Origin of the sequence: Paenibacillus sp. N3.4, from assembly GCF_008017805.1 — a bacterium.
GTDB lineage: Bacteria > Bacillota > Bacilli > Paenibacillales > NBRC-103111 > Paenibacillus_E.
Map to the genome: position 1 here is coordinate 1 of NZ_VRTT01000122.1, position 12,753 is coordinate 12,753.

Consider the following 12,753-nt stretch of genomic DNA (forward strand, 5'->3'; position numbering starts at 1 on the left):
ATCGTTTACGTTAACACCTGAAGAAATTGCTTCATTGGAGGAGCCGTATGTTCCGCACCCCGTAGTTGGTGCGGTTTAATATTTGAGTGTCTGGCAATTGTGATTTTATCGCTATTTATCTTATGGAGAGCAAGACCCCATGCGGAAATCGAATTACACGCGCGCGCGGCTACGGAGTGAGCCTGTTATGGATGTAATGGATAAGATCAAACCGATTTACAGATAATTTTAAAAAACTGGAGGATTTTATATGCAAAAAGTAATTTTGAACAATGGTGTTGAGATGCCTATTCTCGGTTTTGGTGTTTATCAGATTGCAGAGCAAAATGAGTGTGAACACAGCGTCTATGAGGCTATTATTGCAGGCTATAGGCTGATTGATACAGCTGCCTCTTATCTAAATGAAGAAGCAGTTGGCAGAGCGATCAAACGCAGTGGCGTGGCAAGAGAGGGATTATTTATCACTACGAAACTTTGGGTTCAGGATGCTGGTTATGAGAGTACAAAAAAGCATTTAAAAATCACTGGAAAGATTGCAATTGGATTATTTGGATTTGTATTTAATTCATCAGCCATTCGGCGATGTGCATGGTTCTTGGCGCGCTATGGAGGAATTGTATCGTGAAGGAAAGATCCGCGCAATTGGCGTTAGTAACTTCCATGAGGATCGTCTGATCGATTTGATCATTCATAATGATGTAGTTCCTGCTATAAACCAAGTTGAAACGCACCCTTTCAACCAACAAATCGAAAAGGCAAAATTCATGAAAGAGAACAATGTTCAGATCGAATCCTGGGCGCCTTTTGCTGAAGGAAGAAATAACTTGTTCCAAAATGAGATATTGGTATCCATAGCTGAAAAATATAATAAATCCGTTGCTCAAGTGGTTTTACGTTGGTTGACACAAAGAGAAGTCATTGTGATTCCAAAGTCTGTTCGTAAAGAAAGAATTATCGAAAACTTCAATATCTTTGATTTTGAATTAAGTCAAGAGGATATGGAGTCGATTACTCCGTTAGATACGAAACAGAGCCTGTTCTTTTCACATCGCGATCCTGAAATGGTGAAATGGATCGGTACCCGGAAACTCGATATCTAACCATCTTTCGAAAAACCACCGGCAGGTTGAGATTACGCAAAAAGAACCAGAAATCAATCACTAATTTAACATTAGTCGTTAAAATATGGAGCAGATGCTTAGACAATCTGCTCCTATTTCGTTTGCAATCTCCGGGTATTTATTAAGCAAATCTGCCCGTATAACAAAATACGCGGGATTATAGTCGAATTGTGCACTAGTCCACTACAACCCGATCATCCTTACTAGTTGGTTGAGAAATGACCAGAAATTCAATTTCATCATTTGACTTGTTTAACAATTGATGAGGCACCAAAGGAGTTACCTCAATCCCCTCTTGAGGATTTAAGATAATCTCTTTGTTATTTATCTCCATAGTTGCTATACCTGACAAGATAAAGAAGTATTGATGTGAGTGCTGATGATAGTGTTTAACTTCCCTTGTATTCGCAGGCATTCGTTCATGAATAATGCTTAAATTTGAATTTTTAACTAAATGCCAACCATCACATTGATCCCCCCAAATATAATGTTCAGCATTCAATTTACTTATTTTCATAGCCATTCTCCCTTACTTTCTTTAGGTATTTCAAATAATCCTCTCGATTTCAAAAGGAACTATTCTCTTCTTAATCGCGTCTAAATATCAGAATGATTTCCAGAAGGAGTCCTATATTGTGAGTCTCCATTTTAATAAGAAAGTCGTTCATCCTGTGACCATATTGTTGGCAGCATGTTTATTTTTCACTGCATGTTCAGAAAAAGATCCTAACGTAGTTTCCAATATCAGTGAAAATCTGGAAACTGTCCCCGCGCAGAATACAAGCGATCCGTCTAAGGAAACCGAATCCACCCTGCTATCGTCGATACCAGATCGAAACGTCTATCTGTTTGTTGACTATTCGGATAAGGTTGTCTTGCAAATAGGAGAAAGAAAGCAAAAATTTAATTGGAGCTATGCGACACCTCGGTTAATCATGCCTTCCCTGCAATTTCATGATTATGATATGGATGGAAATGATGAGCTTGCTGTAGTTCTAAATGTAGGATCTGGGACTGGGATTTCCTTGTATGAGCTACACATGATAGAGATAGCCAAGGAACAAACACTTTCCGGCGATCTGAATTCCGAACCCTTTAAAGATTATACGTTTAGTGCAAACGATTACCTCAACCAGCTTCGTGAAGTCGTCGGTTTTAAAACGATGACTAAAGCCGGCCAATTAATAGGACAAGTTTTCTTAGGGAAAAACATACATACTATTAATCTTACAGAGTATCAATCGGAAGGGTTTAGTAAGATTAAAGATGATTTGGCCTTAGGTAACATTGTACACTTTCAGACCGATAATAATAAGCTGACCGCAGAAATCGGAATCGGAATGATCATTGAAAATGTGGCAGAACCCCAATATATCGGCTATTTGTATGCGGATGTGAATTACAAAGCAGGTAAATTTAGATTAAGCAATTTTAGTTTCAGAGAGGAACTCTAAATTATTGATTATTCTTTTCGTTCTTTAGATACTTCTAATAGACAGAAACAGGCTACTAATCACGTCAGTAGCCTGTAGTCGCCATTTTTTTGTGTACTAATCTCATAATTCCTTGGTCATAAATACACTATTCGGGTCCTCTATATAATCCGAAAAAGGCTTACAATATTTAAAACCTAAGTTTGCATATAGTCTAATTGCGGGTTCGAATGATTCCATCGCACCTGTTTCCAAGCTTAAACGCAGATAACCGCGTTTTTTGGCTTCTTCAATAATGTGTTCAAGGAGTTGCTTGGCAACACCCTTTCTTAGGTGCAAGGAGGAAGTACGCATGGATTTGATCTCGCCATGCTGTGCGTCAATTTCTTTGAGAGCCCCGCAGCCAAGCAGTTCATTTTGTTCCCATACACTCCAGAATGTGATTTCTGGTTTCCTTAGTCCCTCAAGATTTAATGCATGCATACTTTCAGGTGGAGATTGTTGTGCCATATTCTGAAAATGTTCTCCTATTAAAGCAATCACTTCGGATCCGGTTAAATCATCGATTTTGAAATCCATATCCCATCACTCCACTATCTCTATATTCTCATTATTAGTATACATGTCAGATAACATTACGTCGATGTGGAACACAAAATAACTGTGGTATATCACATATAGCTTGGCAATAATGAAGTTGGGTTCGAATTTCATTTATTTTTTCGAAGTTAATTTCTAAATTTTTTGAAAATAAAAAATGATGTTCCCACAATAACGATGCAAACACCCAATAGAAATGTGTAGCAATTAAAATATAGGGTATTCGTGTATTGATTCAATAGACCGAATCCGTATATGATTGATTTTGGGTTTGTTGAATCACCCCCAAAACTACGTAAACGATGATGATAATAATTCATTTCTAAAGAAATTAAGACTAAGAAGATCACTACGAAAGCAATGACGATCACGATCAAATTTTTTTTAGAAACTATCTTTGGTGTAATAAATTTGTAAAGAAACATAACGATCATTAACAAGAAAATAATATAGAATGGAATATCAATAATAACGAAGATTGCTCCTAAATTTCCATTTCCGGAATACCTATTAGGCGCTATCGTAAATATACTTATCAGAGTAAACCATAATACATTTGACAGAAACAATCCAAAAATCCAGTATAAATATCTTTTTAATTTAATTATTTTCCCCTCCTTCGAAAAAACTCTATGGACGGCACGAATCATATACTTTAAATCCTGTGTTCTAACCATGTCCGCCTCGTGTGAAGACCATTCTTCGATTAAAATAATGGCATCCTGATCAAATTGCAATTGGATTTGTTCAACGAGGCCGAGGTGTTAGCATATATGTTAACATGTTTAAAAGGTTATTTGGAATATGGTATTTATTTGAGAACTTCGTTGGTGAACAATGTTTGTCCAAATACCGCATTATGGTAAAATTAATTCAAAATGGAAATGGAGGATTTTATAATGGAACCAATTACTATACCTGATCTTTCCAAAAGACAGTTTAATCTGACGGTTGCGCGCATGATGGATGCACCACCCGATGTACTTTTCCGAGCGTGGACGAAGCAGTTTGACCTCTGGTTTGCGGCACCTGGAACTCTGTTAATGGAGGGAGAAGTTAATACGGTCTTTTTCTTTGAGACAGTCTTCGAGGACAAACGTCATCCTCATTACGGAAGGTTTCTGAGACTTGAGCAAGACCGTCTCGTCGAAATGACGTGGATTACCGGGGCTGGTGGAACAAAAGGAGCTGAGACGGTTGTGACGGTTGAACTTGAATCTCGTGGAAACGGAACACAACTGAGTCTTACACATGAGGGGTTTCCAGATGAGGAATCGAGGAATGGGCATGAACAAGCTTGGCCGTTTGTGCTTGAGCAACTCAACAATCGAATGAAAGAACTTTTCCTAAACAACTGTTAAAACGATGAACTATAGCACTTGAACTCTAGCACTCTGAAATATATGAGCCCTCGCTTTGTTAAAAAACGGGGGCTATTTTACGTTTACTTTAAACTACACATGGTTTGACATTATTTCACCTTTTCCTATGTGCTTCATAATATATATGACAGTACAAATGCCTAAGGGAGAATGAATATGAATTATCGTTGTCCGATCTGTGGTTCTTGGTGTAAATCCTACAATTATGATTATAGTGGTTACTGGTTTCAGAAAAACAACCTGGTCGGATCAAATGATCGGACAATTATCGATGATTGGTATAACGTCTCCACGCCTCCTGCTCCTGAGCTCCAAGCCATCACTATTGACCCGAATATCAGCGCACTGTTAGTTTTAGATATGGAAACCACTATTTGTAAAAATCATCGCTGTCTAGCATCGATTGCTAAAATTAATAATCTGTTAACTAAAGCCCGTGAAATGAGAATGCTGGTTGTCTATAGCCTTACACATACGGGAAATCTCTCCGATATTTTTCCTCAAATTGCTCCCATACATGGTGATCCTATTGTAAAATCTAACGTTGATAAGTTCTATGCGACTAATTTATATGAAATTTTGCAAGATCATGGTATAAAGACTGTTCTGATTACAGGTTATTCAGCCAATGGCGCCGTCCTCCATACTTCTACCAGTGCTGCATTCCGGGGATTCGAAGTTATTATTCCAGTCGATGGCATGTCTGCAGCTATTCCTTATGCTGAACAGTACACGGCATGGCATATGCTCAATAGTCCGGGAACCAGAAACAATGCAGTTCTAACCAAAACAAATCTACTATCTTTTGCCAGTAAAATTTGACCCTCATCAATATGATTTTGTGTCTTTTCTTACCGATTAACAATAGTACCCTCCAGTAATTGACGGTTTACCAATGCTTTCAGCGAAAAGTGGGGTTTCGCGGCTGTTGTGATCAGATGATGCCGCTTGGCGTTCCCTCGCTGCCTCTTCAAATGTCGTTCCCTGCCCTCGTATGAAGTCGAGATAATGTTGGATCATTAGGCTGCTACCAATCATTTCAACGTTGATCGATATCGGATACCCCTCATCGGACACGGTTGTGCCTGTTTCGAAAACAGCACAAAAGATGAATAACCCCAAAAACCAAGGGCCCCTCCGTCATAGATTTCAGGGAATTCACCTTGGTTTTTTTATTTACTTATTGTAAATCCCTTTACTTCAATTTAACTACGAGTTTTAAAAGAACATTCGCGGCCTCTACGGGAATTTTCTTCCCCTTTCGCGCATTGACTTCGTTGATGAAGGCATCGAACTGACCGTGTCTAAGCTTATTTTCAAGCGAATTGACGATGCCTTGGGCGCCATTACCGGTGATCCATTTATTTAAGAGTTCAATCAAGCTATCAACGGTTACTTTAACCGTATAGGTGGTTGTCGCCGTTCCGGTATTCCCCGCTGCATCGGTCGCATAGGCCGAAACAGTAGTATCGCCAATATTCAACTGATAAGCCGGACTGTTCACCAATAGAGCCGAGCATGAGCTGTAGACGATGCCGGATACGGTATCCGTGGCCGTACAGCTGAGCGTTACCGTCTGATCGACGGTATACGTTCCCCCTCCGCTGATCTGAACGGCAGGTGGTGTTTGATCGATCGAGAAAGTTATTGTTTGTGGTTGTTCTTCATTTCCCATTCCATCTACCGATCGAAATGATAACGTATGAACCCCATCTTCTTTAAAAACAAGCGGGTTCTGATAGGTAGTCCAGATAGTTCCGCCATCCAGACTATATACGGTCTTTGTCACGCTGGACTTGTCATCCGTAGCGCTTAGATTTACTTGGACATCGGAGACGTACCAGCCGTTCCGTTCTGTCCCTTCCAATGCGGCGACGGTTGTCGGCGGTCACGCCGGAAGTCATCAGCTGAATGGCCCGGTATAGCGTAGGATCCTTCGATCCGCCGATCCCGGAACCCCACTCGATGTAGCCTTCCCGGCTTCCGGTATCATTGTCGTTCACCAGCATAGAAAAGCTGATGACATTTCCCGCTGCCGGTATAATGGGCACAAGCTCTCTCCAAGGCATCCTTAACCGGTATTTCGTTACTTTCAAGACCTCATCCCGGTTAACTTTTAAGTCCATATCGCCGTTGTCGTGAATGCCGAGAGGAATGCCCTGCGGCGCGTTATAAAAATAAATCTGCGGTCCCTGTGCCGTTTGTGAGAGGCCGATCTCATAATTGTAGGCGACGGTTCCCGGAATGCCTCCCGCCATGCCAAACTGAATGCTGTCATTCTTGTATATTTCCTGCCCGACAAACGGGTATTGGAAATGATCATCTACAATATCCGCTTCCAAATAGAAATTCGTCTCGTCCCATGTCAGATTGAAGCTTCCGCTTAAATCATCCGGGCCGGTGTAACTGTCGGGCTTTATCCTGTTCGTTCCGGTACTCAAATCAATTGAAACGGGCTCGTAGGCTCCCCCTCTGTATGCCACACGGTTAAAATCGAAGGAGCTGACGACATGAATGGGATCATAACCTGCCAAAACAACGGTAACATCAAGCCGATAGGACTTTCCTTCTACAAACCCCGGCAACGGGATGGACTCCACTGCGGTAGTGGAAGGCGCAATCGTCTTTGACGGGATCGTGCCGCTTAGCTGGCCGATCGACCAATCGATTTTGGTCAAGCCCAGGGGCGTTACGACCCCATGGTTATCGACGATAATCCTTACGGATGGATCCGCGCCGGGCTCTGCCGCAAGGAATGGCTTTACTTCAACCGTAAAAGGCTTTTGGAATGGAATACTCGCAACCAGCATTCCAAGCGGATTGCCTGCTGCCGATGTGAGCTTTCCGCGGACGGATACGCTCCCCTCCTGATCCAAGCCGGGTACTCGTATCGAAATGTTCTGGACGGAACCGGGCGCGGCATTGAACGGATAGTTTTGTCCGTTAATTTCGAACGTACCGGACAAAGGTACGTTATCCCTATTTGAAATGCTCAGCTTCAGCTTGCCTTCTTCGTGAATAAGGGAAGCCTCCCCCGCTAGCACGAAGGTAGAATCCTCTTCAATCCCCTCGATCGAGCCGTGAATGTAAACCGCTTCGCCGTTCAATGTAAAATAAACCTTTCCCTGAATAGGCGTATAGACGGTCTCGTTGCCCATGTAATCCACAATACGGACCGGTGCTTGCGTACGAATGACAACCGGCGTCGGTTGAACCGCCCAAGCTGCGCGAATATCTTCGCTGCCTTTCTTGAACAAATAATGATAATAGGAGCCTGCCGCCGAAAGGTCGGAGTCGAAGCGGGCTTCCGACAATTGACGGATCATCACGGCATAGGCCGTGAAGGCGGGCTTTGGCGTATAAGCGCCCAGTTGATCGGCTTTGTTACGAATGAGGCCGAAGTTATCCTCGTTATTGCTTTTATTAAGCCCGTCATTCATGAGATCGTACCAGAAGATTTTCTCGACGCCGTTCGCCAAGGAAAGGACGTATCCCCGTACCAAATCATCAGCCGATTTCTTATCGCTTACCCCTGAAAGGGTGTTATGGGTCGGCCAACCGATTTCCGAAAGCCAGATCGGCATGGTCTTCCCGCCATTGTATTTGCGAACCAGATCGTTAACGTCCTTGAAAGATTTCACCAACATTTCGGGATCCTTCGGGTAAACATACGGATGAATCGTAAGCGTATCCATATATTTCAGGCCGCCCAGCTTCATGACAGACTCAAGCCAGGACAAGGGGACGCCGGCCGTCGACATGCCGGAAACGATCGTATCCGGATGAGCGGATTTAACGGTCTCATACGTTTTCTTCAAAAGGGGGAAATAGTATTCCGGTTTGGAATCGGCGGGACCCGTTCCGCGATCCCCGAAGCCGATATTGAATTCGTTATACACTTCAACCTGCTTCAACAAGCGGTTATACCCCGGTGCTGTCGGGTCCGTTCCGTTGTAGGCGTCCAGGATAGCTTTCGCGTGGTTGGCAAAGCCTTCCCTGCCCTCATCCGTATAAGGCGTGCTGTTCGAATCATAGAACGGATTGGTAAAGGCAAGGACCCAGAGCTGATCTAGCGATTTTTCCCGAAAATCGTCCATATACTCTGCTGCCGGAGAAATGGGAACGGTATAGACACCCTTCTGCTTTTCCACGGAGCCCCATTCCGAGCCTTCCCTTACGTTTTTGATCCCCGCTTTGGCGATCAGCTCCGTTAGACTCGGACTCCAGCCCTTATTGGTCCAGGTGAAATGTGTATTGATGCCGAACGGGGAATCGATGACTTGGCTGACATCATATGGCGTCAATATGGTAAAGCTCGTTTCTAAGGAAATTGGATTGCGGTTTTCCTCTTCGGCTGAAGCCTTCAGTGTAAAGTAACCGCGTAGCGAAGAAGGAAATTGAATCAGCGTTTCCCCATTGTGAGGTGTATCGACACCGGAAGCCACTTGCGAGCCCCATACGTCAATGATCCTCCATGAAACGGACGTTCTGCCGGACTGAACTTTCATGTTCAGATTCTCGTTGCTCCAATAGACGTTGCCCAGTTGCGTCTGCACAAGCTTGGTTTCCAGCGTCTTGGCGGTAACGAAGGGACCATCTGTACTCCAAGCGCCCCCAGCCGTCCCGGCTTCCAGCTTAATCGTATACGGCTTTCCTACCGCCAGACCGGTTAACGTGTAGTTGGTCGTACTGCCGCTTGCTGTACCAACCGGAACGCCATTCGCGTAAATTTTGTACGTATCTGCACCGATGGCAGGCGTCCAGCTTACGCCGATCTCGTCTTCTCCCTCGTTTGCGACCGTAACATGGGGAGAATCGCCCCATCCGGGTGCGTCCGGATTCGCTCTCGATTTGGTAATGCGCAGATACGGCTTGTTGACGGCATTTTCTTTACTGTTAATGAGAACGTTGAGCCCGTACTGCACTTCCTGACGAATCAGGAAGCTTGCGGCCTTGCCCGCAGCGGACTGCCCTTTTACATAGGCGGTTACGTCCAAAGCAAACCATTTGGCCGTTCGATCCGCTGTAAAAGACTGAAGATAATCCTGCTCTCCAGGTTTATTATTCCAGGTGGCCAAAGCCTCGCTCCATTGTTCCGAATCCGTGCTGTACAGCTGGTTCGTCACAGTCGTTCCGCCTCCATCGGACGTTAAAGCGTAGACATACAGATCAGCCGAGCCTATATCCTCGATCGCGGAGCCAAGATCAAACTTCAACAAGGCCATCCGCGTCAAATCCGCGGTGTTATTCTTTACCAGTAACGAGACATCGTTAGCGAAGTTGATATCCGCTTTTGAGCCGCCATTAACATAAGTATCGTCGGTCGGAATCAGTTGTTGCTCCGTTATCGGAATGGTTACGCGGGTTTTCGGACCGTTTTGAGACCAATTTAACGCGGAATCTGCCGCTTCAACCCGGAATTCGTAGGTTTCTCCCGGAATTAAGGAGACAGCATCATAGCTGTTAATCGTACCCCCCACGCCGCCCAGTAGCACGTCATTGGCATAGATCCGATATCCGGATATGCCCGAAATGTCTTGGGCATGGGACCAATCCAAGCGCACGGAAGTCGAGTTTGTCAAAACAGCGGTTAGCTGAGCCGCTGCCGGCCAGACCGGGGGTTCCGTATCCTGCGGGCTTGCAGGCATATATGTTATGGTTAAGTACGGTTTGTTGCTTGCCTCCGAACTTTGCAAGCTGACAAAACAGTTTGCAAGACTTGTGTCAATCAGCGCAATACTTGCCGTTTGATCCGCGATTTGCTGGGAAGCCATGTACGAAGACACCATCGGCTGAATACCACTTTGCTGGTTTGTTGTTCAGCATCGTGATGGGAGCCGCAACCGCATTTCCTTTGACAGGACTTGTATTCCAGGTTATTTCTGTTCCCGTCCAAGTGTCATTGGACACCCCGTATACGCTTAAACTGACCGGTTTGCCGCTCACCTGCGCACCGTCAGTAACGGCTCCATACAGATTAAGGCTTGCTCCCGTAATGGCTCCGGGAATACCGCTTAAGTCGAATTTGATGAAGGATTCCCTCTTATCCACTGCATTGGTGCCGGAATAGTTTTTAATCTGAAGCTCTTTCGGGGTTGTTGCTCCAAATTTCGTGTTAGCGTTGGTCCCCCCCCTGACGAAAGCATCATCCGAAGCGTACACCTGAACCGTTACAGGAGTCTGGACTTCACCGACTGTTGAAGCGGTAGCCTGACACGGAACGATAAAGCTTGTGAATAATAGGACAAAACTAAGAAAAGATGCGATTCTCATTCTTCCATATCCTTGCTGTATAGCGTGTAAATTCACCTTATTTACCTCCTTCGAGAAATCTCATTTTTCCCCTCGTATTTGAAAACGTTTACATTATTTCGCAAAAGCATATCTGTCCTTGGACAGAAATACTTTCTCTCACATCACCTATATTTGAACATCTTTCTTAGCCTAAACGCTTAAGTTAACTATGAAACAAAACAATCCGATTGGCCGGCTTTTTCTTGAGTGTCAACGAGATCGGTTGCTCCGGTGTTTCCAGCGACGACGCCTGAACGGTATGCTCCGACGGACTTACCATTGCTCCGCTTTCAACTCGCTCAGCAGGCTCCGAAAGTGTCAGCGAGAACAGGAATAAACCCTCTTCCATCGCATTAAAATCGATCTCCGTTCTATCTCCTTGATACAACACATAGTCCAGACAGACCGTTGATTCCTCTTGAGCGATTTCCCAGCGGAACGGGCCGAATCCGTCCATGGCCCCATATAAGGAACGCACAGTCATCGTCGTAGATCCCATGGCTGCCTCGACGGTATCTTCCGTAATTGCCACGCATTCAGGAGCCCTGCCCGAGAAACCAATTTCTAACCGAACGCGAAGATCTGAAGCTTGAATACGTCCGTGAACAGGGTCTAGACTCACATGCGTATCCCCTCCATCCAATGCAAATTGGATGCCGAACAACACAGACGATTTCTTCTGTTCACTCTTAAACACCGCAGAACAGAAATCATAGCCATCGTGCAGGAACCGCAGACGCATATAACCACGCTCGCCCTCATCAGTTCGGACAAAAGCCATTAGGTTACGGCACTGATTCCACATCACGTTGTGATTGAACGATCCCAACGCATAATCGCGAGTCATATACGTATATGCTGTTCTTGTTTGAAATTCGGGGGACTCGGGCAGTGACTGCACGACTTCCCGAACGCCAATGTTTGTGAACAGATGAAGCCAACGATCTGGGCATCGTACGCCATGACAATACCATCCAGGATCATAGTCGAATTGATCTTCATCTATAAACGGTATTTCTCCCCCGCAAGCCATATACAAAAATGATAAATGAGAAGGTGCTAGAAACGTATGATAAGAACGAGCATGCGGACCCGACCATTGTTTAAGCAGCGGATGAAAATGTTCGGATACCATCTTCCAAGTGATATCGAGCAGCTCGTTTGTCAGGTTTAACGCTTCTTCCGTTTGCGTATAAACGGCTAACACCGAGAGATCCAAAATAGCCACCGTCGTATACGTCGGACTGTTGTATTCCAGAAAAGCCCCGGACTGTAAAGTATAGTCGTATAAACGTTGTAATCGGGCCAACCCGTATTCGACATAACGGGCTTCCTGCATAAGTTCGCCTGCAATCAGTGTTACGAATGCCCCCATGATCGCGATATTTGTATAATCCGGCCCGACGTTCCGCTTGATTATCGCTTCGCAGCTATTGCTGACAGCCTTTTTCATCAAATTGACGAGATCCTCCGGGAGGATGTCACCATGTCTGATCATGGTGAGCAGCAGACGCTTACCGCAAAAATCAGCCCAGTTCCAATCCGGCGGCGACATTTTAGCAAGTGGTTCCTCCCAAAACCATGACCAGATGCCGAAGGTTGGCGAATCCGGCTGTTGATCCTGAAGTGATAGAACCGTACGCAAGGTATTAAACGCTCTTTCGCGATGCAGCTCGTCACCGCTATCAAGGATCGCTAGCGCATAGTCAAGCGCTGCTATGATCGGGTGAACATATTCCGCTTCCTTGATCGTCGTATGATAGCCTGGACTGGTGAACGGTCTGCGAAGCATGCTGTTCTCCTCATTATAATCCGAATGCTTCCGTTCTATCACTTCAGGATCAACAGCCGGATTCGCCAACCTTCGGCATCTGGTCATGGTTTTGGGAGGAACCACTTGCTAAAATGTCGCCGCCGGATTGG

10 protein-coding genes and 1 pseudogene are annotated in these 12,753 nt (G+C 44.8%); 4 read left to right on the plus strand and 7 right to left on the minus strand.

What is annotated here, in order from left to right:
- Positions 1–250: 250 nt before the first annotated feature.
- Positions 251–1,100, plus strand: a pseudogene (locus tag FU659_RS32805) (aldo/keto reductase).
- A gap of 196 nt (positions 1,101–1,296) precedes the next feature.
- Here FU659_RS32805 and FU659_RS32810 read toward each other — a convergent pair.
- Positions 1,297–1,638 carry a cupin domain-containing protein gene (locus FU659_RS32810; RefSeq protein WP_147951397.1) on the minus strand — a complete coding sequence of 114 codons (342 nt, stop codon included), beginning with the start codon at positions 1,636–1,638 and terminating at the stop codon, positions 1,297–1,299.
- 118 nt (positions 1,639–1,756) lie between these two features.
- Between FU659_RS32810 and FU659_RS32815 the strand changes: the two genes are divergently transcribed.
- Complete coding sequence (locus tag FU659_RS32815) at positions 1,757–2,575, plus strand: hypothetical protein (RefSeq protein WP_147951398.1); 819 nt, start codon at positions 1,757–1,759, stop codon at positions 2,573–2,575.
- A gap of 102 nt (positions 2,576–2,677) precedes the next feature.
- Here the strand turns inward: FU659_RS32815 and FU659_RS32820 are convergent, their stop codons facing one another.
- Positions 2,678–3,133, minus strand: a complete 456-nt coding sequence (locus FU659_RS32820; protein WP_147951399.1) for a GNAT family N-acetyltransferase — start codon at positions 3,131–3,133, stop codon at positions 2,678–2,680.
- 920 nt (positions 3,134–4,053) lie between these two features.
- Between FU659_RS32820 and FU659_RS32825 the strand changes: the two genes are divergently transcribed.
- Positions 4,054–4,515, plus strand: a complete 462-nt coding sequence (locus FU659_RS32825) for an SRPBCC family protein (protein ID WP_397357058.1) — start codon at positions 4,054–4,056, stop codon at positions 4,513–4,515.
- A 177-nt stretch (positions 4,516–4,692) separates the two neighbouring features.
- Positions 4,693–5,358 (plus strand): cysteine hydrolase family protein, encoded by a 666-nt coding sequence (locus FU659_RS32830; RefSeq protein ID WP_147951400.1) that lies wholly within the window; start codon positions 4,693–4,695, stop codon positions 5,356–5,358.
- A 36-nt stretch (positions 5,359–5,394) separates the two neighbouring features.
- On the opposite strand, the gene FU659_RS32835 is transcribed toward FU659_RS32830, so the two are convergent.
- From FU659_RS32835 to FU659_RS32855, 5 genes are all read right to left on the minus strand, one after another.
- The gene (locus FU659_RS32835) at positions 5,395–5,658 is read right to left on the minus strand and encodes a hypothetical protein (RefSeq protein ID WP_147951401.1); all 264 of its coding nucleotides are present in this window, start codon (positions 5,656–5,658) and stop codon (positions 5,395–5,397) included.
- A gap of 73 nt (positions 5,659–5,731) precedes the next feature.
- Positions 5,732–6,325, minus strand: coding sequence for an OmpL47-type beta-barrel domain-containing protein (locus FU659_RS32840; RefSeq protein WP_147951402.1), 594 nt, complete (start codon positions 6,323–6,325; stop codon positions 5,732–5,734).
- A gap of 10 nt (positions 6,326–6,335) precedes the next feature.
- Positions 6,336–10,310 carry a CBM96 family carbohydrate-binding protein gene (locus FU659_RS32845; protein ID WP_187274554.1) on the minus strand — a complete coding sequence of 1,325 codons (3,975 nt, stop codon included), beginning with the start codon at positions 10,308–10,310 and terminating at the stop codon, positions 6,336–6,338.
- Complete coding sequence (locus tag FU659_RS32850) at positions 10,261–10,845, minus strand: CBM96 family carbohydrate-binding protein (protein ID WP_147951404.1); 585 nt, start codon at positions 10,843–10,845, stop codon at positions 10,261–10,263. The genes FU659_RS32845 and FU659_RS32850 overlap by 50 nt, the downstream gene beginning before the upstream one ends.
- Positions 10,846–10,993: 148 nt before the next feature.
- The gene (locus tag FU659_RS32855; protein WP_147951405.1) at positions 10,994–12,709 is read right to left on the minus strand and encodes a hypothetical protein; all 1,716 of its coding nucleotides are present in this window, start codon (positions 12,707–12,709) and stop codon (positions 10,994–10,996) included.
- Positions 12,710–12,753: the final 44 nt, after the last annotated feature.